This window comes from Massilia hydrophila (genome assembly GCF_020208145.1).
GTDB classification, from domain to species: domain Bacteria; phylum Pseudomonadota; class Gammaproteobacteria; order Burkholderiales; family Burkholderiaceae_D; genus Telluria; species Telluria hydrophila.
The window spans coordinates 1,002,584-1,024,428 of sequence record NZ_JAHYBX010000001.1 but is presented as its reverse complement, the minus strand read 5'-3'; the positions used below and the strand labels follow the sequence as shown (position 1 = coordinate 1,024,428).

Sequence of the window (21,845 nt, the reverse complement as noted above, 5' to 3'; positions counted from 1 at the left end):
ATGGTTTATTTCAGGCTGATGCGCGGGTCGATCCACGCATAGATCACATCGGTCAGCATGTTCAGCAGCAGGATCGCGATCGCCATGAACAGGGCGATGCCCATGATCAGGGGGTAGTCGCGGCTCTCGATCCCGTCCAGGAACAGCATGCCCAGGCCCGGCCAGGAGAACACGGTCTCGATGAACACGGCTCCGCCGATCAGCGCGCTCAGGTTGGCGCCGATCACCGTCACGATCGGGATCAGGGCGTTCGGGAAGGCGTGCCGCAGCGTCACCGCGCGCGCCGACAGGCCCTTGGCGCGGGCAGTGCGCACGTAATCCTGGGTCAGTACCTCGAGCAGGCCGGCGCGCGTGTAGCGCATCAGGATCGCGACGAACTGGACCGACAGCACCGTGGCCGGCAGGGCCAGGTAGTACAGCGTCCTGAGCGGACCGCCGCTGCCGGGATCGGAATAGCCGCCGGTCGGGAACCAGCCCAGCTTCAGGGAAAACAGGTACATGCCCAGGATACCGAGCAGGAACACGGGACTCGACAACGCCAGGTAGGCGAAGATCGACAGCGCGTGGTCGGTCTTGCTGTTGTAGCGCCGCGCGGCGGCGATGCCGAGCGCGATGCCCAGCAGCGAGCCGCCGCTCAGTCCGGCGAAGGCGAGCATCAGCGTGGGCGCGATGCGGCTGGCGATCTCGTCCAGTACCGGAGCGCCGTCCTTGTAGCGGTAGCCGAGGTCGCCGCGCGCGACCTGCCCGACCCAGCGCAGGAAGCGCTCGGGCGGCGTCTTGTCCAGCCCGAGTTCACGGCGCAGCGTCTCCTTCTGCTCGGCCGTCAATGCGGTACTTGGCGGCACGAAGGCGTCGACCGGATCGCCGGGCGCCATGTTGATCAGCACGAAGACGGTGACCAGGATCGCCAGCAGCGTCGGGATGTTGACCAGCAGTCGCTTGAAGAGATATCTCAGCATGTTCCTTGCGGCGGGGCTGCCCCCGCCGTCTCGTAGTGTCTCGTGGGTGTTTCGTGGGAATGCGCGTCAGGGCGCCTGCTCGATGGTCCAGCGCTCCGGATAATCCTGGTAGCGTCCACCACCCGGCGCCGGCGTCCAGACCATGTTCCCGACCTTCTTCGAGAATCCGCCGAAGCGGTTGCCGACCCACAGCGGAATCCAGGGCAACTGGGCATTGGTCACGCGGCACATCTGCTGGTAGATCGCGGTGCGGCTGGCGTCGTCGGCTTCCTGCTGGGCGGCCTCGAACAGGCTGTCCAGTTCCGGAATGTTCACCCGCATCCGGTTCACGCCCCGGGGCGGTGCGAAGGAAGACTTCATCAGTGGAACCAGGGTGCTGGGGTCGGGACCGTTGCCGGCGCCGGCGTACACCAGGCTGAACCTGCCGGCATCGGTGAGCGTGCCGAAGGTCGACCCGTCGACGAAGCGCGGCCTGACCTGGATGCCGACCTTGCCCAGCATCGCCTGCAGCACCGCCATCACGTCCTTGCTGGCCTGGTCGTTGTAATAGGTGAGCATTTCCAGCGGCTCCGCCTGCTTCCAGCCGGCCGCCCGCAACAGCGCCTTTGCATGCGCGACATGGTAGTCGTACTGTTCGATATCGGCCGGAACGTATTGCGGCAGCGTCAGGGCGCAGTTGCCGATGCTCGCCGTGCCGCCGAAGATGCTCCTGGCAATGGCCTTGCGGTCGATGGCCAGCAGGAGCGCCTGGCGCACGCGCAGGTCCTTGAAGCGCGGGTCGCCGTTGTTGAAGCCGATATAGTTCAGGACATGGGACGGACCTTCGATCACGTGCACCGCCCTGGTGCTGCGGTTTTCCCTGACCTGGTCCAGCGTCATCGCGCTGAACTGGATCTCCCCGGCCTGCAGGGCGATGGTGGCGGTGCTGCCGTCCTTGAAGTAGCGGTTGACCAGTTTTGCCAGCTGCGGCTTGCCGCGATAGAAGTCTTGGTTGGCGACCAGTTCCACGTACTGGTCCGGGCTGTACCTGGCCCATTTGAAGGGACCGGTGCCGACCGGCGACTTCCACCAGGTGGAATTGCGCAGCTCCCTGGCCGGGATCTTGCCAAGCAAATGTTCGGGCACGATCATGATGCTGGTGAAGGCGTCCGGCAGCGACGCATCCATCTTCGCCAGCTCCAGCACGACGGTGTGCGCATCCGGGGTCGTGATCGCGCGCACGTCGCTCAGGCGCGATGCGAACACGCTCGCCATGTCAGGATGCTTGACCAGCCCGAGGGTGAACTTGACGTCGGCCGCGGTGAACGGCTTGCCGTCGTGCCACTTCACACCCTTGCGCAGCCTGATGACCAGGCGCTTGCCATCCTCGGCATAGGTCCAGCTTTCCGCCAGGTCGCCCGAGATCTTGCGCAGGCCGGCATCGTACAGGCTCAGGGTGCCGAAATACTTGTTGTAGAAGCCGAAGCCCGCGGGCGCGATCAGCGGATTGAATTTCTGGGCATTGCCGGCCGCGCCGACGTCGAAGGCGCCGGTGAAGACCTGGGCGGCGGCGCCCCTGTCCACAGCCAGTCCCAGTAGCGCAGCCAGGGCCAGTGTCAACATCCTGGTGCCGGCCTGTTTCATGCTCATCGTGCTCATCATCGGGTCTCCTCCCCTCCCGGATAACCGGGCACGATGTGATGGCGCCCTCTTTATCCTGGTGCGTGTGTTTGTTTCGACGACAGTTCCCCCGGCCGATGCATCAGCTCTTGTAGGGGAGATGTTGTTGGGCGCCGCACCGGTGAAGTCGCGTGCAGCGCGGTGTCCGGCCAGGCGGACGCGGGCTTGTTGGGACTCAGATCTGTATCGCACCCTTTGGATAGCGCTTGGAGATCGACTCGAAGTGCTTGGCGTGCGCCCACATCAGGCCGGCCTTGTCGTTCTTTTCCAGCATTTCGACGATCGCCATGTGGTCGCGCGCCGTCATTTCCAGCTGCCAGTTATCGATGTCCATGCCGCCCGAATTCCTCAGCAGGTTATTGAAGATGCACCAGAACAGATCGATCATCGACAGCAGGAAGCTGTTGTCGAGGCAGCGGTACATCTCGGCGTGGAAGGCGCGGTCCTCGTCGAAGAAAGTCTCGCCGGAGAGCGCCTTGCTCAGCATGGTCTCGGCCAGCGTGCGCAGCTTCTCGATATGCTCGGGGCGGATATTGCGCATCACCGAGGGAATCGCGCCCAGTTCCAGGTAGGTGCGCACGTAGAGCAGGTCCGTCACCTGGGCGTCATCGGCGACCATGGAATACGGCAGGTTCTCCAGGATCGCGTCGAAGGAAAACGCCTTCACATAGATGCCTTCGCCATGCCGGGACTCCAGGATACCGAGCGACTCCAGCGACTTCACCGCTTCGCGCAGCGACGGCCGGCTGATGCCGAGGTCTTCGGCCAGCATGCCTTCCGGCGGCAGGCCGTCGCCCGGGCGGAGTCCCTTGCGTTCGATGAATTGCTTGATCTCCGCTTGCGCCTGGCGATACGCAGGAATTTTTTTCGACATGGTGGTGCTGTTCCTATATCAGTTTGTTACTACTTATCGTTATGCCCGTGCTTTCATTGTATGAAAGCAGCCAGGTCTCCAGACAGGGCGTTCCGTCTTGCGTATCGCCCCCTACCAGCAACAAACCCTGTTCGACTTCAAAAGACAATCCGGATGCCCGTCCCTGAGGCAGGTGCCCGGCCAGTTCCCACACATCGCGTCTCGATATATAGATCTCATCACGCCAGAGTTTGCGCAATCCCTTGTGAGCATACAGTTCCCCCGACTCATAAGCACGGCGGGCGCCAGGAAAATGTGTGCCGCCAGCAAGAATCTTAACCCTGACGCACTTTCCGGCAAATGCGGAAGCAATGCCTTCCTGGGGCTGTTCGCCGGCCGGCAATGCGTCCATGGCCTGCCAGTCCAATCGGCTGGCGTGGATCGACACCTGGCTCGTTTTCGGCGTGCGCAAGCCGGGCTTGATCTCGCCGCATGCGAGCGTGAGCGCGCGGCCATTGACAATGATGCCCGTGCCGCATGTGGGGGCGTGCCCGGTGGGGCCGCGGTCGTGCCAGGCCTGCCGCACGGTATCGAATTCCCAGACACGGTCGTTCCAGGCGAAGTCGTCCACGCTGCGGGCCATGAAGGCGTGCTGGAGCCCGGGCCGGCGCTCTTCGGCGGCTGCCTCGTATTCCTGGAAGAACCGGTCGAACTGCGGCTTGTCGTAGCCACCGAAGAGATAGATGGAGGAGCCGATGGCGGCCGCGCAGGCGCCGAGCATGCCGACCGGCAGGCGAGCCGGCAATTCGGTCCAGCTGTCGCACCCGGGGTCGTAGCAGGCGATACTGTCGAACTGCTGCAGGCTTTGCCCGGGAGCCGGGCGGCCACAGCCGCCGAAGACATAGATCATGTCTCCCGCGGCGGCGGCGGCCGCGCCGCTGCGTGCCGCAAAGGGGAAATCCGCACGGCGCCGCCAGCTTGCCGGCGCACCGGTATCGCGCGCGGTATCGAGCGAAAACCAGGCCTGGCCAGCCGAACCCAGTCCGGCAAACAAGACATTGTCCACGCGCGCGCCTGTCGCCTCTTTCAAGGCGACTGGAAAATCCGGCCAGGCGAATCGAGGGCGCTGATGCGATTCCTGGACCGGGGTGCAATGGAGAAGGTTCACTGGGATTCCATTTAGGACGGCAACGATTGCCTTGTTCAGTCTGGCATTGAAATGCTAACTGGAGAAAATCTTAGCACCACAGATGTCAGATGTCAAATATCTTACCATGGCCGGATCTTGCGGGGATTTCAGCGTTCCAGCAGAGGCGAATCCCGTCTGATATTTCTCTGCGTACCTGGATTTCGCGATACGCGCATGCCCGGTTGCGCACAGCGTTCAAGCACGCCGGCTTGGCTGCAATGCACCGGCCATCGCCATCGCGGCGGTCCGCTGCCACCGGCCACTGACGCAGGACCGCCACGGCAGATTGGTCAGCCCTGTCCGTAGCGCCAAAGGGCGGCTCGCAGGCTGTTTGCGTGCCCAAGCCGGCTGTGGCCACGGTGATGCCCAGCCTGGTGTGGGAGGCAGGGCTACCCCGCGCGCAGGAATGCGTGGCGTGCGGCATCTCCGGCAGATTTGATGTGCATCAAAGAATCTGCCACGAGAAACTTGAATGCTGTGTTTACTTGGACGATCAAAGGGCACTCATCATGTTCCTCGAACGCATCTGCATTGCTACCGATGGCTCCGACCTGGCCATTCGCGCAGCCGAACTGGGGGTCCTGCTGGCCAGTTCGGGCGCGGGACGGGTGGTCGTGGTGTCGGTTGCGCAGCCACAGTTCCGCATCCCCGACAGCGAGGGCGCGGCGCCGGACGCGCAGGCCGCCCAAGGGGAATTCGAGCGCGCCCGCCAGGCCGCCCGCGCCCACGCCGACACCGTCGGCCGCATCGCCCGCGGCAGCGGCGTCAGCTGCGACTACGCCACCCCGCTGGCGTCCAGGCCGGGACCCGAGATCATCCGTGTGGCGGAGCAACATGGCTGCGACCTCATCGTGATGGGAACGCACGGACCAAACGACGCCAACCGCCTGTTCACGGGCGACGTGGCCGGCTACGTCCTGGCCAATTCCCCGATTCGGGTGTTGCTGCTGCGCGATCCGCACGAGGCCGCGCAGCCCGACTTCACCGAAGGGACGCTGGCCTGACACGGTTCAGGGAACGATCGCCACCTTCAGCACACCGTCGCGCTGGTTGGCGAAGAGTTCGTAGGCTTCCTCGATCCGGTCGAGCGGAAAACGGTGCGTCACCAGGGGCCGCAAATCGACCCGTCCCGAGGCGACGATGTCCATCAGGCGCCGCATGCGGTGCTTGCCGCCCGGGCACAGGGTGGTCACGAGGTGGTGGTCGCCCAGGCCGGCGGCGAACGCGTCCACCGGCAAACTCAGCTTGCCCGAGTACACGCCCAGGCTCGACAGTGTGCCACCCGGCCGCAGCGCGCGCAGGCAACTCTCGAAAGTCTGCTGGACGCCGAGTGCCTCGATCGTCACGTCCGCGCCCTGGCCGTCGGTCAGTTCCAGGATCGCCTCGACCGGATCGGTGCTGCGGTAATCGATGACGTGGTCGGCGCCCAGCCGCCGGGCCATCTCGAGACGCGCGGGGACGCTGTCGACCGCGATGATGCGGCTAGCCCCGCGCAGGCGCGCCCCTGCGGTAGCGCACAGGCCGATCGGCCCCTGCGCGAACACGGCCACGGTGTCGCCGATACGGATCGCCCCGTTCTCGGCGCCACCGAAACCGGTGCTCATGATGTCAGGGCACATCAGGACCTGCTCGTCGCTCAGCCCATCCGGCACCGGCGCCAGGTTCGCCATTGCAAACGGCACCCGCACATATTCCGCCTGGCAGCCGTCGATGGTGTTGCCGAAGCGCCAGCCACCGATCGCGTGCCCGCCGCACTGGGACTGGTGCCCCTCCAGGCAAGGGTGGCACTGGCCGCAGGGCGTGATCGCGCCCACTACCACGCGCTGGCCCAGCGTATAGCCTTCCACCCCGGGTCCGAGTTCGGCGATCGTCCCGACCGGCTCGTGTCCCACCGTCAGGCCCGGAGCGACCGGATACTCGCCCTTCAGGATATGCACGTCGGTCCCGCAGATCGTGGTCATGCTCACCTTGACGACCGCTTCGCCCGGCCCGGCATGGGGTACCGGCTTGCGCTCCAGCGCGATCCGGCCGGGGCCGGTAAACACTGCCGCTTTCATCATCTCCATCACATCCTCCTGTGGTGACGCATCCCGGCCGCGACCGACCGCTCAGCGCGCCATCAGGACCGACAGTGTCGCGTCCTGCAGCACCTTGCGGGTGACGCCGCCGAGAATCAGTTCACGGAACTGGGAATGGCCGTAGCAGCCGATGACCAGCAGGTCGTAGGCCTCCTGCACGGCCAGCGTGAGCAGCGCCTCTCCTGCGTCGATGTCGCGGTCGAGGACCAGGATGTCGGCCTGGACCTCGTGCCGCGAGAGAAACGCGACCAGGGCCGCCTGGTGCGCCGCCTCGCCCAGGTCGCAATCGCCGCGCGGGCGGAACGCGACGACGGTCGTGCGCACCGCGCGCCGCATCAGGGGCAGTGCGGCCGACAGGGCCGCCGAGGCTTCCTTGCTGCCATTCCAGGCGACCAGCACATGCCGGCCCGGGCCGTGGGAAACGGGAGCGCAGGGCACGACCAGGACGGGACGGGCGCAGGTGAGCGCCACGTATTCGGGAATGCGCCCGATGGTGTCGGTCAGGGCTTCGCTCGGGTCGTCCTGGCTGACCACCACCAGGTCGGCGAAGCGTCCGGCGCGCGCCAGCGCCTCACTGGCCAGGTCGGCGACCAGCCGCTTTTCGAACGCGACCCCGGCCGCGCCGGCCGCTTCGGCGAAGCGCTCGAGCGACCACATGGCCTTGGCGTGCAAGGGATCGAAATAGCTGGCTTCCAGGCTGCCGGGCGCCGCCTGATATCCATGGGGAAAAATTTCGCGTGATACACCGAGCGCGGCGACCCCGATCAGATGCGCGTCATGGTCGCGCGCCAGCCGGGCCGCGGCCTGGATGCGCTTCGGCGCGTGCCGCGACGCGTCGACGTGTACGGCGATGGTACGGTAACTCATGGCCTTGCTCCCTTTCCTTGCACCGATGTTATTGTATTGATTAGACGCGAGGCCGGCGGTGGCCGAGCAGGCCGGGCAGCGCGCGTCGGGTGACCCGGCCAGCGGTCTTCGTCCGCTACGGCGTCAGCACCGCGCGCCGCGCGCCCGCCTCGATCCCGGGTGCGGCATGGTACAAGGCAGCACGAGACGGCTGTGCGCGCCTGCGCCAGCGCGCGCACGACGCCATGCGGGCCTTGTGAGGAGAGAGGAACAGCACGTGTCATGTTGCTCGCCCGGGGAGGATGGACATGGGGACCGAACCGGCAGTCTCCCTAGTCCACATCATCCAGTCTTTGATCCAAATCAAATACGCCAATGTAGGGCATTGGCGGCGCAAAAACACTTGCGGCCATCCGCCGCTTAACAGATAGTTTCCGCTCGATTTTGATACAGATCAAATGAATTATCGATTCAGTTCGCTAGGCTGGTGCTGACGATCAACGGCGAGGAAACCGATGAGCACCCGCAACCTCCACTACCTGTTCCGTCCGGCCTCGGTGGCGGTGATCGGCGCGTCCGACCGCCCGGGCAGCGTCGGCGCCACGGTATGGCGCAACCTAGTTGCGGGAGGGTTCGGTGGCGCCCTGTGGCCGGTCAACCGGCGCCACGCGCAGGTCGGGGGCCGCCAGGCCTGGCCACACATCGGCGCACTGCCAGGCGTGCCGGACCTGGCCGTGATCTGCACCCCGGCCCGCAGCGTGCCCGCCCTGGTGGAGGCGCTCGGCGCGGCCGGATGCCGCGCCGCGATCGTCCTCAGCGCCGGCCTGGACGCCCTATACGAGGAAGACCGCGCCACGCCGCCGCGCAGCCTGCGCCAGGCCATGCTCGATGCAGCCCGGCCCTGGCTGCTGCGTATCCTTGGCCCGAACTGCGTCGGGATGCTGGTGCCTGGCATCGGCCTGAACGCCAGCTTCGCGCCCGGCGGCGCCCTGCCTGGGCGGCTCGCCTTCGTGGCCCAGTCGGGCGCCCTCGTCACCGCTGTGCTCGACTGGGCGGCGGCCCGCCGCATCGGCTTTTCCTGCTTCGTCTCCCTGGGCGACGGCAGCGACGTCGATTTCGGCGACCTGCTCGACTGGCTGGCGGCCGACCCGGATACCGACGCCATCCTGCTGTACGTCGAAAGCGTGCGCCAGGCGCGCAAGTTCATGAGCGCGGCGCGCGGCGCGGCGCGTGGCAAGCCGACCCTGGTGGTGAAGTCGGGCCGCGCGGCGGGTGCGGCGCATGCCGCCTTCAGCCATACTGGCGCCCTGGCCGGCTCCGACCTGGTCTACGACGCCGCCATCCGGCGCGCCGGCATGCTGCGCGTGGACACGACTGCCGAGCTGTTCGATGCGGTCGCGATGCTGGCGCGCGCACGCGTACCGGGCGGCGCGCGACTGGCGATCCTGACCAACGGCGGCGGCCCCGGCGTGATGGCTGCCGACGCCCTGCTCGCCGCTGGCGGCGAACTGGCGCCGCTAGGCCCCGCCACCCTGGAGCGCCTGGAGGCCGTCCTGCCGCCACTCTGGTCGCACGGCAATCCGGTGGACATCGTCGGCGACGCGCCGGCCGCGCGCTACCATGCGGCGCTGCAGGCGCTGCTGGATGCTCCCGGCTTCGATGCCGTGCTGCTGATCCACGCCCCCACCGCCATCGTCCCGGGCGCCGACATCGCACGCGCCCTGCTGCCCCTGGCGGTCGGGGCGCCACGCCCGGTGCTGTGCTGCTGGATGGGCGGCCCCAGCGTCCAGGAAGCGCGCCGCCTGTGCATCGAGGCCGGCGTACCGGTGTTCGACACGCCCGAAGAGGCGGTGAAGGCCTTCCTGCAACTGGTCGAGTACCGCCGCAACCAGGCCGTGTTGACCCAGGCCCCCGGCGCCGGCGAACTGCCGGTGCCGGACCGGCGCGCCGCGCGCGCCCGGATCGAGGCCTTGCTGGCGGCCGGCGCGCGCCAGATCGGCGAACGCGACACCAAGGCCTTGCTGGCGGCCTACGGCATCCCGACCGTGGCCACCGAAACGGCCGCGGACCGGGCCGGCGCGCTGGCGGCCGCGCGCCGCATGGGCTTTCCGGTTGCGCTCAAGATCCTGTCGCCGGACATCGCGCACAAGACCGACGTCGGCGGCGTCGCCCTCGACCTGGCCGACGAGCAGGCGCTCGGCGCCGCGCTGGACGCGATGCTGGCGCGGGTACGCACCCTGCGCCCCCAGGCCCGCATCGACGGCTTCACCGTGCAGCCGATGGTACGCCGGCCGCAGGCGCTGGAGCTGATCGTCGGGATCAGCACCGACCCGGTGTTCGGTCCTGTCGTGCTGTTCGGCCAGGGCGGCATCGCGGTCGAAGTCACGGCCGACCAGGCGGTCGGCCTGCCACCCCTGAACCGGGTACTGGCCGCCGACCTGGTCCGGCGCACGCGGGTGGCACGGCTGCTGGCAGGATTTCGCGGACGCCCGGCGGCCGATCACGACGCCCTGTACGACACGCTGGTGCGCGTAGGCCAGATGGCGGCCGACCTGCCCGAACTGGTCGAGCTCGACATCAATCCGCTGCTGGCCGACGCCGACGGCGTGGTGGCCCTGGACGCGCGGATGCGGCTCGAACCCCTGCCAGCGGGGAATGACGGCAGCGCGCGGCTGGCGATCCTGCCCTACCCCGATGCGCTCGAACGCCAGGTCGACAGCAGCCTCGGTCCCCTGACGATCCGCCCGATCCGCCCCGAGGACGCGCCGGCCCACCTGGCATTCTTCCGCGCCCTCAGCCCGCAGGATGTGCACATGCGCATGTTCGGCATGATGCGCGACCTGTCGCCGCAGCAGCTGGCGCGTTTCACCCAGATCGACTACGCGCGCGAAATGGCCTTCATCGCGACCAGGCCGGCCCCGGGCGGCCCGGAAACGCTGGGCGTGGCGCGGATCTGCTTCGATCCCGACGACCTGCGCGGCGAGTTCGCGGTGACGGTGCGCTCCGACCTGCAGGGCCGCGGCTTGGGCCGTCTCCTGATGTCCTGCCTGCTCGACTACTGCGCGGCGCGCCGGGTTCCCCTGGTCGAGGGGGTGGCGCTGGCCGAGAACACGCGCATGCATGCGCTCGCGGCCAGCCTTGGCTTCGTGCTCGGAAGCGAAGCCGACGGCAGCGTCAGGATGCAACTTTCCTTGCCCCGGGCGCCGTGATGGGCAAGCGCATCCTGATCATCCAGGGGCATCCCGATGCCACCCACCTGCACCTGTGCCATGCGCTGGCCGAGGCGTATGCCGAAGGCGCCCGCGCGGCCGGACACCTTGTCGAGACACTCGAACCGGCGCAGCTGGCATTCCCGCTGTTGTCGGACCCGGCCGACTGGCAGGATGGCGCGGTGCCCGCCGTGCTGTTGCCGGCGCAGGAAGCGATTGCCCGCGCGCAGCACCTGCTCCTGATCTATCCGCTCTGGCTGGGCGACATGCCGGCGCGCCTGAAGGGTTTCCTGGAGCAGGTGCTGCGTCCCGGCTTCGCGATCGCACGCGAAGCCGGCAATCCGCTACGCTCCGGCCTGCTGGCCGGATGCAGCGCACGCATCGTCGTCACCATGGGCATGCCAGCTCCCCTGTACCGCTGGTTCTACCGCGCCCACGGCCTGCAGCTCCTGCGCCGCAACATCCTGCAATTCGCCGGCATCCGGCCAGTGGCCACGACGGTCGTGGGGACGGCCGGCGCGATGCCGCCGCGCCGCGTCGCCGCCTGGCGCGCCCGCTTGTACCAGCTCGGTACGCGGGCGGCCTGATCACGCCGTCGGGTGGCGCCAAGGGTGCAATGCCGTCCATTTGCGCAACTCGAGTCCGCCCAGGGCCAGCAGCGCCACGCCGCCGGTGGCCGCCAGCGCCGACGCTGGCGGGGGCGCCAGGCTGAGGAGCCCCGCCAGCGCCGGTAGCCAGACCGCGAGCCCCAGCAACAGCAGCGCCATGCCGACGATGCCCCAGAACACCGGGTTCCCGGTGCGCAAGATGCGGATGACGCCGTGGCCCTGCCGGTTAGACACCAGCAGCGCCAGGTTGCCGAGCACCAGTCCGACGAAGGCGGTAGCACGCGCCTCGGGCTCCGGCAGCCGCGCCAGCGCCCAGCCATACAGCGCACCGAGCAGGCACAGCAGCCAGATGCCCTGCAGCAGCGCGCTGGCGATCGCCCTGCCGCCGAACAGGACGTCGCCTGGCGGGCGCGGTGGCCTTCGCATCAGGTCGGCTTCCGCCGGCTCGTTCTCGAACGCCACCGAGCAGGCCGGGGTGATGACCAGCTCCAGGAACACGATGTGGAGCGGGTACAGCAGGATTGGCCAGCCGAGCAGGGCCGGCAGCAAGGCCATGCCGGCGATCGGCACATGCGCTGCCATCACATAGCGCATCGACTTGCGCATGTTGCCGAAGATCCGGCGGCCCGCCGCGATCGCCTCGACTAGCGAGCTGAAGCGATCGTCGAGCAGGGTCAGTTCGGCGGCCTCGCGCGCGACGTCGGTGCCGCGCAGGCCCATGGCGACGCCGACGTCGGCAGCGCGCAGCGCCGGCGCGTCGTTGACGCCGTCGCCCGTCATGGCGACCACGGCGCCCTGCCGCTGCAGGGCCTGGACGATGCGCAGCTTCTGCTCGGGCGCGATGCGCGCGCACACGCCGACGCCATCGAGGCGGCGCGCCAGCGCGGCGTCGTCGAGGGTGGCGATCTCGGCGCCGGAGAGGACCGCCCCCGGCCCGTCCGCCGCCAGGCCCGCCTGGCGTGCGATGGCGCGCGCGGTTCCGGCATGGTCGCCCGTGATCATCAGCACGCGCAGGCCGGCGGTGCGGCAGGCGCCGACGGCAGCCGGGATATCGGCACGCAAGGGGTCGGCCAGCGCGGCCAGGCCGAGCAGTTCGAAGTCGAAGGCGGCCGGATCGGCGGGCCAGCGCGCGGTGCCGGCCGGCAGGCGCGCCTGCGCCACCGCCAGCAGGCGCAGTCCGTCCACAGCCATGGCGGCGGCCGCGTCCAGCGCCGCCGTGCGCTGCGCCGCGTCCAGCCGGCACATCGCCACCACGGTCTCGGGCGCCCCCTTGGCGGCGGCCAGCAGACTGCCGTCGCCCTCGTCCCACACATGCACCAGCGCGCGCCGCGCCGGCGTCAGCCCGTATTCGTGGACCAGGGTCCAGCCGGCCGGCAACGCGCCCCCACCGGGCAGCGCCTGGCCGGCCAGGCGCCAGAACGCCCCATCCATCGGGTCGCTGCCGAGGGCGCGGCTGGCGCGCAGCGCGCCGGCCAGCAGTTCGCGCTGGGGCGGCGTCAGCGCGGCGCCCGCGGTGGCATCGTGGAGGACACCGTCACGCCACAGGCGCGCCACCGCCATCCGGTTTTCGGTCAGGGTCCCGGTCTTGTCGACGCACAGGGCCGAGGTCGAGCCCAGGATCTCGATCGCCGCCAGGCGCCGGGTCAGGACCTGGCTGTGCGCGAGGCGCCAGGCACCGATGGCCGGAAAGACGGTCAGGATCACCGGGAACTCGCCCGGCAACATCGACATCGCCAGGGCGATACCGGCCAGCAGGGCCTGGACCGGCCCGGCGCCGCGCGCGACCAGCAGCACGACCAGGGCCGCACTGACCAATCCGCCGAGCAGCGCGAAGCGGCGCGCCAGCGCCGTGGTCTCGCGCCGCAAGCGCCCGGGCGGCGGCGCGAGCCGCCCCAGCGCGGCACCGATGCGGCCGATTTCGCTGCGTGCGCCGGTGGCGCGGATCCGGACCAGGCCGTGTCCCTGCACCACCAGGGTGCCGGAAAACACCCATGGCAGGTCGGCGCCGCCGGGCGCTGGCGCATGCGCTGCGTTGTCGTCCTTCGGGGCTGCGATCTTGCCGACCGGAACCGACTCGCCGGTCAACAGGGACTCGTCGATCTGCAGTCCGGAGGCCGCCAGCAGCAGGCCGTCGGCCGGCACCCGGTCTCCCTCCCCGAGCTCGACCAGGTCGCCCGCGACCAGCGCGTCAGCCGGTATCCGCTGCGCACGGCCATCGCGCCATGCCAGGGCCATCGGCGCGCCGAGCGCGCGCAAGGCCTGCAGCGCGCGCTCGGTGCGCCCCTCCTGGTACAGCGTCATCGCCACCATCACGCCAACCACGGCGAACAGGAACCCGCCTTCGAGCGGTTCGCCCAGCAGCAGGTAGAGGAGCGCGGCGCCCACCATCAACGCGTGCATGGGCTCGCGCGCGGCGTCGGCGGCGATGCGCGGCCAGCGCCGGCGGCCACTGTCGGGCAAGGCGTTGGGGCCATCGCGCGCGAGACGGCGCGCTGCCTCCCCGCTGTCCAGGCCGGACGGAACGGCGCCCGGGTCGCGTTTCATGCGCCGTCCGGCATGGCCGGCGCGGCCAGTTCGACGCGATCGCGTCCGCCCTCCTTGGCCCGGTACAGCGCCGCATCGGCATCGGCAAGCAGCGCAAGGACGTCGCCATGCCCGGGCGCCAGCCGGGCAACGCCAATGCTGACCGTGCAGCTGAGCGTTGCAGCCGGCGTGGCCACCCGCAGCGCGGCCACTGCCAGGCGCATGCGCTCGGCGCAGGCCAGGGCCTCGGTCTCGCCGGTTTCCGGCATCACGCAGACGAATTCCTCGCCGCCAACCCGCCCGAAATAGTCGCTGGCGCGCAGCGCGCCGGCGCACGCCCTGCTGACCGCGCGCAGGAGCGTGTCGCCGGCCGGATGGCCCCAGGTGTCGTTGACGCGCTTGAAATGGTCGATATCGACCATGGCGATCGCCAGCGGATGGCCGTAGCGGCGTGCCAGCGCGATGTCGTGGCTGGCCAGCTCCAGCAGATAGCCGCGCGCCAGCACGCCGCACAGGCTGTCGTGGCGCGCCGAATAGGCCAGCGCGCGCTCGGCCATGAAATCCTTGCGCAGCAGGCGGCCCTGGAACAGGGCGACCGCCGCCAGCAGGCCGCACATCGCGGCATACACCAGCAGGCAGCTGGCGAACACCGCTTGTGGCAGCACGGTGGCGCCCACCACCCCGAACAGCAGGGCTGGCGGGCCGACCAGGGCTGCCAGGCGTGACAGGCGCGGCTCGACCAGGGCGAGCGGAAACATGGTGCCGGTGATCGCCGGCAGGGCCAGCACCAGTCCATCCGGGAGCAGGCTCGCGCTGAGGATCATCGCACCGACATGGGTGGCGTAAACCAGCCCGCAGCGCCAGGCCACCGGCATGCGGCCGCCCCAGCGCAGGTAGCCGAGCGCGCCCACCAGCACCAGGGCAAGGCGCAGCAAGGCGGTGGTGGCGGCGTGTTCCGGCGCGATCCAGTAGTCCCAGGCGCTGAACAACAGGACGCCGCACCCGAATGCGATGCCGAAGGCGGGCAAGGCGTCGGACAAGCCACGGTCGAGCGCCTGCCCGAACTCGCGCTCGTCCTCAGGAGCCAGTCGGCCGGACAGCGCAGCCGCCTTGCCGAACAGGCGGCGCCAGGAGCCCGGCTCGGGCGTGGCGGCCTGCGCGGGGATCCTGGGCCAGAATGGCGCCGGCGACTGCTTTCCCGCTCGCACCGGTCAGCCTCGTCAGCCGGGCAGCGGGGGTGGGCGCAGCACCATCACCGCCATCGGCGCATAGTGCAGCACGGCCTGGGTCACGCTGCCCGCCAGCAGGCGGCTCAGGCCATGCCGTCCGTGCGAGCCCATGACGATCAGGTCGCAGCGCTGCTCCTCTGCTGTGTCGATGATCGCTCTGGCGGCGTCGAGCGCGCTGCAGGTCAGCGTGGTGCAGGGAACGCCCGCCTTGCCGGCACGCGCGGCGATGGCATCCACGCAGCCCCGCGCGTGCTCCAGCAGCGCCGCGGCCTGCGGGCCCGGATCGTAGGCGATGGCGCCCTCGACCGACTGGAAGGCCGGCACGGGCACGGCGACGGAAAGCGCCACGATGGCGCTGCCTTGCCCCTGTGCAAACGCGATGGCCGTGTCGACCGCCGCTTCGGAGACGGGCGAACCGTCGGTCGGCACCAAAATGCGTTGGTACATAGTTCCTCCGTTCCGTTCAGCGGTGCACCAGCACCGGAATCGCACTGTGGACCAGCACTTTCTGGGTTTCGCTGCCAAGCAGCAATCCCTTGATGCCGCGCCGGCCGTGCGAGGCCATCACGATCAGGTCGCACATGTGCTGGCGCGCACTGGCGATGATCGCCTCATAGGGTTCGTCCGACGCCACTTGCACGCCGGTACAGGGCACGCCCGCATCGCGCGCGGCGGCCAGCACCTCGTCCAGCAGGCGCTGGCCGCGCGCCTGGCTTGTCTGGGCATACCCTTCGGGCGTCTGCTCGAGCATGTCGCTATCGGTGCTCAAGGTGTGGAACTCGGGCGTGGCCGTCATCGCGACCAGCTCGGCGCCGATGCTGCGGGCGAAGTCGATGGCGGACAGGGTGGCGCGCCGGGATGCGTCCGACCCGTCGGTCGGCAGCAGGATACGCTTGTACATCGCTCACCTCCGGAATATGAACAGCGACAGCTGAACAAGGCCGAAGCACCTCGGTGCCGTGGCATCCTGAGCAACCGGGCGGCAAGGGATGCATGCCATCGGTATTCGCGCGCTGCAGGTGCAGTCTGTTCTTCTGGATCGGTAAAATCTTTGATGCACATCAAAGATTCCCGTCACGATGCTAGTGTGTTCACCGCATTCCTCACCGTCAGCTCGGCCTTGTTCGACACCTGCCGCCCTCGGTTTGTATGACGACTGCGCCATCGACATGTCGGTGCAGCCACATGGATCCATGCAGCCATGGCAGGACTGGCGCGACGCGGGAAGCCCGGGGGATTGCCTCAACGCTTCACTGTTACAAATCATCCGCTTGAAGTTGCTGCATTCATCTTCATCCCTATTAAAGGAGGACGGGATGAAATGCGCATTGGTACTCGATAAGGATGCAGGGGAGCGAGGCAGGCTGTCCCATTTTCTGCAATTGCTGGGATATCTCACTGCTGCCGTCCGCACACCTAACCAGGCATTGAACGTCGCCAGTGCGATTCGCTTCGACCTGATCGTGACCGACACCGACGCGCGGGTCGCGGACCGAAGGCATCTCGCGGCCGAACTCAAGCGGAGTGCGCCCGGAGCGACACTGATCTTCGCCGCGACGAACGCCAATGAATACCGCCATGCCAAGGCCGGAAGCATACCCTGCGTCAACGCGGTCGTAAGGCGTCCCGCTTCGATGGAATCACTGCGCAGGATCCTCCAGTTCGGCATCGATGGCACGGGCCTGCAGCTGGATTGTTCCTCTCCGTTCCTGGAACGACGCCGGCGATCCACCTGAACGCGAGGCCGGACTAAACCGCGCCGCATGCATCCGGGCGAGGGGCGCGCCGTCCCGGTCGTGGCGGCCGTCCCAGGTCATGTCGCCAGCCCCCCCCTTGCCCAGGCCGGCAGTCCTTGAACGGCATGCCGGCAGTGACCGGGCTCAGTGCAGGCGCTTCGGCTTGTGCCGGTACATTTCCCGATCAGCCAATTGCACGTAGTCGGACAGTGCCGTGCCGCCAGCCGGATCGCACCGGACCGCACCGGCACTTACCGCGAGATGGTAAGGCCGTTCCTGCATCAAGTTGAATGCACGGAGATTCTCGCGCAGCCTTGCCAGCATGACGCGCGGATGCGCATCGTCGAGGACGAAGGCCACGAACTCGTCTCCACCGAAACGGGCCAGCACGTCGCTGTCGCGCAGGGACTCCCGCAGCACGGCGGCGGCGTCCTGGATCAGCCGGTCGCCCGCTGCATGACCAAGCTGGTCATTGACCAGTTTGAGGCCGTCGATATCCGCATAGATCACGGAACAGCCTGCATGCTTGCGTCGGGCCAGCCTGAACAGGTGCTCAGCCTGCACGTAAAAACCGCGCCGGTTGTTGAGACCGGTCAGGACGTCGGTCAGAGCAAGAGCACGCACGGCGCTCTCGGAAAGATCACGGCGCGCCAGTTCCTCGGCATGCGCGCTGGCGCTATCTGCCATCTGGCGATACTGGGTCGTGACCAGCGCTTCCAGCGCCGCGCTGGACGCGATTCTGCCGAGGGAGGCAATGGACAGTTCGAGAATCGTCGTCAGCACCCTGCTGCGCTCTTCCCCGACCGCTGGTGGCGCGGCGGCACTCCAGCCGGCAGCCAGCACGGCCATGGCATGACGGCAGGGGACGCCGACCAGCATCGTGCGCGGATCCGCCAAGTCGATGCCCCCGTTCCCGCCTTCGAACCGTTCCTGCGCCCATCGATACCACGGGTGCCCGGCTGCTGCCTTGTGCGGCCTGCCCTCGCGGTCGAAAGCGATCGATTCCGTCACTTCGCCGCGCACCAGCAGCAAGGCGCTCTCGACCTTGGCCAGCTCGGCCATGGCGCGTCCGGCCAACGCCAGCACGGCGCAGGCGCTCTCGACCTGCATCAATTCGCGTGCCAGCACGAGCAAGGCCCGCATGTGCCGGACCTCCAAGCCCGTATCGTGATCGGCATGCCCTGTCATCGCCGGCCCTCCGTCCGCACCCGGCCCGCGCGGGAGACGCAGCCCGAGGGGTCGTTTCATCATACGCGCGATGGTGGCACTGGACCAGCGCGTTCACCGCAACGGCGAAACGCTCCCGACCTACGCTCTCAGGCGACATAGCGCAGGACGGCGATGTAGTGGCAGGCACTGCCGGCCAGGACGAACAGGTGCCAGATACCGTGGCCGTGGCGTAGCTTGTGATCAGTGGCATAGAACACGACCCCGACCGTATAAAGCACCCCCCCGCCTGCCAGCCAGGCGAAGCCGGTGCGGCCGAGGGCATCCAGCAGGGGCCCGATGGCCAGCACGGCGAGCCAGCCCATCGACAGGTATACCACCAGCGAAAGGAGGCGTGTCCGGCTGGCGTGAAGGAGCTCCTGGACGATGCCGAACAGGGCCAGCGCCCATACAGCACCGAACAGCGTCCACCCCACATTCGCGCGCAGCGCGACAAGGGTGAACGGGGTATAGCTACCTGCGATCAGGAGGTAGATGGCACAATGGTCGACCTTGCGCAGCAGCTTCCTGGCCGCGCCGTGCATGCTGTGGTAGAGCGTGGACGCCAGGTACATCGCCAGCAGGGTCAACGTATAGATGCTGCAGGCAACGATTTTCCAGGGGTCGCCGCCGCGCGCCGTCACGACGATCAGGTACACACCGCTGGCAGCGGCCAGCAGCGTACCAAAGGCGTGCGACACGCTGTTTAAGCGTTCACCGTGTTCCATGCGCAGCCCTGCCGGCCGTGCGTGCCACTGCCCGGCGCGCGGGAGCGGGATCAGTCGCGGCCATGGCGCAAGTAATCCGCCATGGCGGATTCGATCAGCGTCCTGGCCGATTGCGAACGCCAGTGCCGGGAGGCATACAGTTCGCCTTCCTCCCATTGGCCGGACGCCCGCGCGGCCTCGTCGCAATCGGACAGCGCGGCGCGGGGGGCAGCCGGCGGCGCCGACTGATCCCATCGCGCCCGGATGCGCTCCAGGATAGCGGGGATTGCATCCCGTTTCACGCCATGCTGCACCAGATAGGGAACGATCTCCTGTGCGATCGCTCCCCACTGGCCAAATACTTTGGCCGGGAATTCCAGGACAGTATGCATGCCTTGCTCCGGGTGGTCGAGTTGACTGGCAGTCCCGCGCGATCACTGCCATTGGCGGACGGGGCCGGAATCGGCGGATAAACGGACCCAGGCTGTTCTGGCCACTATGCGCCGCGCAGCCCGCGTATGGGAGAAAAAAGTGTAAGTATTCGTTCTTTGCGCACATCAGGCCTGGCTGGATTGCCCTGCGCGCGGGCTCAGAGCATGGCCCGCAGACGGTCGGCGTCGACGGCCGCGCTGAAAAAGAATCCCTGCCCTTCGCTGCAGCCGTGCTGCTTGAGGAAAGCCAGCTGCGCCGCATTCTCGATGCCTTCCGCGATGACACGCTGGCGCAGGCTCCTGCCCATGCCGATCACGGCGCTCACGATCGCACCGTTGCCCTCCAGGCCGCCGTCGATCGCCCTGACAAAGGATTGGTCGATCTTGAGCACGTCGATGGGAAATTGATTCAGGTAGCTCAGGCTCGAGTACCCCGTGCCAAAGTCATCCACGGCAATCTGCACTCCCATTGCCTTGAACTTCGCCAGCAGGCCGGCGCTGGCCACGACATCGCGCATCAGGACACTTTCGGTCAGCTCCAGCTGCAGGCAGGCCGGGTCGACGCCGGTCGCCTCGAAGACCGCAAGCGCGTGGTCGAAGAAATCGTGGTGACGAAACTCCATGGCGGACACGTTGACCGCGATCGACACCTGGCCTACGCCGCTGTAGCGCCAGCGCACCGCCTGTTCACAGGCTTCGCGCAATACCCAGCGCCCGAGAGGAATCACGAGGCCGCATTCCTCGGCAATGTGGATGAAGCGCTCAGGCAAGACCATGCCCCATTCGGGATGCTGCCAGCGCAGCAGGGCTTCGGCGCCGGTGACCGTTCCGCTTTCCAAGTCCAGCTTGGGCTGGTAGTGGAGGACGAACTCGGCCCGTTCCAGCGCGAGGCGCAGACTGCTTTCGATGAGCTGGCGCTCGATCGCACGGGCATTCATGTCAGGGCGGAAGAACTGGTAAGCATTGCGGCCGCGCTCCTTGGCATGGTACATCGCGGTGTCGGCACTCTTGATCAGTTCGGCGGCATCCAGACCGTCAAGGGGAAACACGCTGATGCCGATGCTCGTGGAAGTATGCAGCTGGTGTCCGTCGATCAGGAAAGGCGTAGACATGGCGAGCAGGATCTTCTCGGCGGCCAGCGCCGCATCCCCGGCGCGCCGCTCGTCCGCCAGCAGAATCACGAACTCGTCGCCCCCGTGGCGGCTGACCGTGTCGGATGTGCGTATGCAGTCGAGCAGGCGCCCGGCCACGGCCTGCAGGAGGCGGTCGCCGACCGCGTGGCCAAGGGAATCGTTGATGTGCTTGAACTTGTCGAGGTCGAGGAACAGCAGCGCCGGACAGGTATTGTTGCGCCTGGCCGAGGCGATGGCCTGGGTGATGCGGTCGCTCAGGAGCACGCGGTTGGGCAGGTTGGTGAGGAAGTCGTGCTGGGCGAGGTGCTTCATCTGCGTTGTCAGCGCGACGTTGTCGGAAATGTCCCTGAATACCATGACCGCGCCCACGAGCTGGCCGTTCCAGTCAAAGATGGGCGCCGCCGAATCTTCGATCGGCCGCCTTCCGCCATGGCGATCGACCAGCACGACTTCCCCGCTCAGGCTTTCGGCGCGGCCCGCCTGCAGCACGGCTTCCACGGGATTGATGACCGGACCAGCACCGTCGCTGTCGGCCAGCACCAGCACCTCCGCGACCGGCCGCCCCCGGGCGTCGTCCCGGTTCCAGCCCGTCATCTTTTCGGCGGCGACGTTCAGGTAGTCGACCAGCCCGTGCATGTCGACCGAGACGACGGCGTCGCCGATCGAGTTCAGCGTAATCTGGGCGCGCGCCTGGACAGCGTCAAGCCTTTGCTCGACCTTCATCCGCTCGATCACGTTGCGCAGCGACTGCGGAACCAGGTTGTTGTCGAAGTAGCCCTTCGCCAGCCAGCCCTGGGCGCCGCGCTGGACCGCCTCGTGGGCGTCATGTTCTTCAGCAAGCGTGCACAGGATCATGATCGGGGTGTGGCGCGCCGCCGCGTACACCTGGTCATAGCATTCCAGGCCATGGCTATCAGCAAGGTGCAGGTCAAGCAGGATCGCATCGATCCCACCCTGTTCGATACGGCGCAGGCCGCATTCAAGCAAGGCAGCATCCTCGACGTCGAACGGGCCGTCGGAAGCATTGCGTAGCGCATGCCGCAGGGCCTCGACATCGTCGGCGTCGGGCGAGATGATGAGGATCCGGTTAGCCAAGCTGCCTCCGGTTGCCTGCCCGACTCACGCCGCTGGGGCAGGTACGCGATGCAGGCTCAAGCGACGCGCCCGGCGAGCAGGTCGCGTTCAACGGCTCGGATCCACGCGGCCCCGTTGCCTACGGGGTATTCCTGTCCACGTAAGCCCATCCGGGACCTGGGCATAACGCTTCAGCTCGTCAGGTTCGATCAGCCTCATGCTTGGCTCCCCGCGCCCATGGGCGTCAATACGGGAGATACTAGCACGTTGCGCCGGCACCGCCGCGCCAATCGTGCGAACGACGGCCGGTGCCGGCTGCGCACACGGCCGCAAGCGGCAGCTTACACGCGGACGATATTTTGCGGCTTGCCCGGCCTGGCAGCCGCATTGGAGTACACTGTCTTT

At 67.9% G+C, this 21,845-nt stretch carries 18 protein-coding genes; 4 read left to right on the top strand and 14 right to left on the bottom strand.

Annotation, left to right across the window (positions count from 1 at the left end):
• Window positions 1–5: 5 nt before the first annotated feature.
• From LE190_RS04725 to LE190_RS04710, 4 genes are all read right to left on the bottom strand, one after another.
• Window positions 6–959 (bottom strand): ABC transporter permease, encoded by a 954-nt coding sequence (locus tag LE190_RS04725; protein ID WP_225237599.1) that lies wholly within the window; start codon window positions 957–959, stop codon window positions 6–8.
• Between the two features lie 66 nt (window positions 960–1,025).
• The gene (locus tag LE190_RS04720; protein WP_225237598.1) at window positions 1,026–2,600 is read right to left on the bottom strand and encodes an ABC transporter substrate-binding protein; all 1,575 of its coding nucleotides are present in this window, start codon (window positions 2,598–2,600) and stop codon (window positions 1,026–1,028) included.
• Window positions 2,601–2,793: 193 nt separating this feature from the next.
• The gene (locus tag LE190_RS04715) at window positions 2,794–3,492 is read right to left on the bottom strand and encodes a FadR/GntR family transcriptional regulator (RefSeq protein ID WP_225237597.1); all 699 of its coding nucleotides are present in this window, start codon (window positions 3,490–3,492) and stop codon (window positions 2,794–2,796) included.
• Window positions 3,493–3,505: 13 nt separating this feature from the next.
• The gene (locus LE190_RS04710; RefSeq protein WP_225237596.1) at window positions 3,506–4,639 is read right to left on the bottom strand and encodes a YjhT family mutarotase; all 1,134 of its coding nucleotides are present in this window, start codon (window positions 4,637–4,639) and stop codon (window positions 3,506–3,508) included.
• Between the two features lie 530 nt (window positions 4,640–5,169).
• On the opposite strand from LE190_RS04710, the gene LE190_RS04705 reads away from it, so the two are divergent.
• Window positions 5,170–5,664, top strand: a complete 495-nt coding sequence (locus tag LE190_RS04705) for a universal stress protein (RefSeq protein WP_225237595.1) — start codon at window positions 5,170–5,172, stop codon at window positions 5,662–5,664.
• Between the two features lie 6 nt (window positions 5,665–5,670).
• On the opposite strand, the gene LE190_RS04700 is transcribed toward LE190_RS04705, so the two are convergent.
• Both LE190_RS04700 and LE190_RS04695 read right to left on the bottom strand, forming a co-directional pair.
• Window positions 5,671–6,726 carry an NAD(P)-dependent alcohol dehydrogenase gene (locus LE190_RS04700; RefSeq protein WP_225237594.1) on the bottom strand — a complete coding sequence of 352 codons (1,056 nt, stop codon included), beginning with the start codon at window positions 6,724–6,726 and terminating at the stop codon, window positions 5,671–5,673.
• Window positions 6,727–6,768: 42 nt separating this feature from the next.
• On the bottom strand, window positions 6,769–7,605 hold the full coding sequence (locus tag LE190_RS04695; protein ID WP_225237593.1) for a universal stress protein: 837 nt from the start codon (window positions 7,603–7,605) through the stop codon (window positions 6,769–6,771).
• Window positions 7,606–8,099: 494 nt separating this feature from the next.
• On the opposite strand from LE190_RS04695, the gene LE190_RS04690 reads away from it, so the two are divergent.
• Window positions 8,100–10,793, top strand: a complete 2,694-nt coding sequence (locus tag LE190_RS04690; RefSeq protein WP_225237592.1) for a bifunctional acetate--CoA ligase family protein/GNAT family N-acetyltransferase — start codon at window positions 8,100–8,102, stop codon at window positions 10,791–10,793.
• Entirely contained in the window at window positions 10,793–11,380 is a 588-nt protein-coding gene (locus LE190_RS04685) for an NAD(P)H-dependent oxidoreductase (protein WP_225237591.1), read from the top strand. The genes LE190_RS04690 and LE190_RS04685 overlap by 1 nt, the downstream gene beginning before the upstream one ends.
• Here the strand turns inward: LE190_RS04685 and LE190_RS04680 are convergent, their stop codons facing one another.
• The 4 genes from LE190_RS04680 to LE190_RS04665 are packed head-to-tail and all read right to left on the bottom strand — an operon-like array spanning window position 11,381 to window position 16,054.
• The gene (locus LE190_RS04680) at window positions 11,381–13,945 is read right to left on the bottom strand and encodes a cation-translocating P-type ATPase (protein WP_225237590.1); all 2,565 of its coding nucleotides are present in this window, start codon (window positions 13,943–13,945) and stop codon (window positions 11,381–11,383) included.
• On the bottom strand, window positions 13,942–15,132 hold the full coding sequence (locus LE190_RS04675; RefSeq protein ID WP_225237589.1) for a GGDEF domain-containing protein: 1,191 nt from the start codon (window positions 15,130–15,132) through the stop codon (window positions 13,942–13,944). The genes LE190_RS04680 and LE190_RS04675 overlap by 4 nt, the downstream gene beginning before the upstream one ends.
• Before the next feature lie 12 nt (window positions 15,133–15,144).
• Window positions 15,145–15,600: a universal stress protein gene (locus LE190_RS04670; protein ID WP_225237588.1), complete on the bottom strand. Its 456-nt coding sequence runs from the start codon at window positions 15,598–15,600 to the stop codon at window positions 15,145–15,147.
• A gap of 16 nt (window positions 15,601–15,616) precedes the next feature.
• The gene (locus LE190_RS04665; protein ID WP_225237587.1) at window positions 15,617–16,054 is read right to left on the bottom strand and encodes a universal stress protein; all 438 of its coding nucleotides are present in this window, start codon (window positions 16,052–16,054) and stop codon (window positions 15,617–15,619) included.
• A gap of 415 nt (window positions 16,055–16,469) precedes the next feature.
• Here LE190_RS04665 and LE190_RS04660 point away from each other — a divergent pair, with 415 nt between their 5' ends.
• The gene (locus LE190_RS04660; protein WP_225237586.1) at window positions 16,470–16,889 is read left to right on the top strand and encodes a response regulator; all 420 of its coding nucleotides are present in this window, start codon (window positions 16,470–16,472) and stop codon (window positions 16,887–16,889) included.
• 144 nt (window positions 16,890–17,033) lie between these two features.
• Here LE190_RS04660 and LE190_RS04655 read toward each other — a convergent pair whose 3' ends face one another.
• From LE190_RS04655 to LE190_RS04640, 4 genes are all read right to left on the bottom strand, one after another.
• Window positions 17,034–18,032, bottom strand: a complete 999-nt coding sequence (locus LE190_RS04655) for a GGDEF domain-containing protein (protein ID WP_225237585.1) — start codon at window positions 18,030–18,032, stop codon at window positions 17,034–17,036.
• A gap of 173 nt (window positions 18,033–18,205) precedes the next feature.
• Window positions 18,206–18,823, bottom strand: a complete 618-nt coding sequence (gene trhA, locus LE190_RS04650; RefSeq protein ID WP_225237584.1) for a PAQR family membrane homeostasis protein TrhA — start codon at window positions 18,821–18,823, stop codon at window positions 18,206–18,208.
• A gap of 50 nt (window positions 18,824–18,873) precedes the next feature.
• Window positions 18,874–19,194, bottom strand: a complete 321-nt coding sequence (locus LE190_RS04645) for a hypothetical protein (RefSeq protein ID WP_225237583.1) — start codon at window positions 19,192–19,194, stop codon at window positions 18,874–18,876.
• A 197-nt stretch (window positions 19,195–19,391) separates the two neighbouring features.
• Complete coding sequence (locus LE190_RS04640) at window positions 19,392–21,461, bottom strand: putative bifunctional diguanylate cyclase/phosphodiesterase (protein ID WP_225237582.1); 2,070 nt, start codon at window positions 21,459–21,461, stop codon at window positions 19,392–19,394.
• Window positions 21,462–21,845 lie beyond the last annotated feature (384 nt).

Coding starts and splice junctions, on each gene's coding strand:
- LE190_RS04725 (WP_225237599.1), bottom strand. CDS start 959: ATGCTGAGATATCTCTTCAAGCGACTGCTGGTCAACATCCCGACGCTG.
- LE190_RS04720 (WP_225237598.1), bottom strand. CDS start 2,600: ATGATGAGCACGATGAGCATGAAACAGGCCGGCACCAGGATGTTGACA.
- LE190_RS04715 (WP_225237597.1), bottom strand. CDS start 3,492: ATGTCGAAAAAAATTCCTGCGTATCGCCAGGCGCAAGCGGAGATCAAG.
- LE190_RS04705 (WP_225237595.1), top strand. CDS start 5,170: ATGTTCCTCGAACGCATCTGCATTGCTACCGATGGCTCCGACCTGGCC.
- LE190_RS04700 (WP_225237594.1), bottom strand. CDS start 6,726: ATGGAGATGATGAAAGCGGCAGTGTTTACCGGCCCCGGCCGGATCGCG.
- LE190_RS04695 (WP_225237593.1), bottom strand. CDS start 7,605: ATGAGTTACCGTACCATCGCCGTACACGTCGACGCGTCGCGGCACGCG.
- LE190_RS04690 (WP_225237592.1), top strand. CDS start 8,100: ATGAGCACCCGCAACCTCCACTACCTGTTCCGTCCGGCCTCGGTGGCG.
- LE190_RS04685 (WP_225237591.1), top strand. CDS start 10,793: ATGGGCAAGCGCATCCTGATCATCCAGGGGCATCCCGATGCCACCCAC.
- LE190_RS04680 (WP_225237590.1), bottom strand. CDS start 13,945: ATGAAACGCGACCCGGGCGCCGTTCCGTCCGGCCTGGACAGCGGGGAG.
- LE190_RS04670 (WP_225237588.1), bottom strand. CDS start 15,600: ATGTACCAACGCATTTTGGTGCCGACCGACGGTTCGCCCGTCTCCGAA.
- LE190_RS04665 (WP_225237587.1), bottom strand. CDS start 16,054: ATGTACAAGCGTATCCTGCTGCCGACCGACGGGTCGGACGCATCCCGG.
- LE190_RS04660 (WP_225237586.1), top strand. CDS start 16,470: ATGAAATGCGCATTGGTACTCGATAAGGATGCAGGGGAGCGAGGCAGG.
- LE190_RS04655 (WP_225237585.1), bottom strand. CDS start 18,032: ATGCGGGCCTTGCTCGTGCTGGCACGCGAATTGATGCAGGTCGAGAGC.
- trhA (WP_225237584.1), bottom strand. CDS start 18,823: ATGGAACACGGTGAACGCTTAAACAGCGTGTCGCACGCCTTTGGTACG.
- LE190_RS04645 (WP_225237583.1), bottom strand. CDS start 19,194: ATGCATACTGTCCTGGAATTCCCGGCCAAAGTATTTGGCCAGTGGGGA.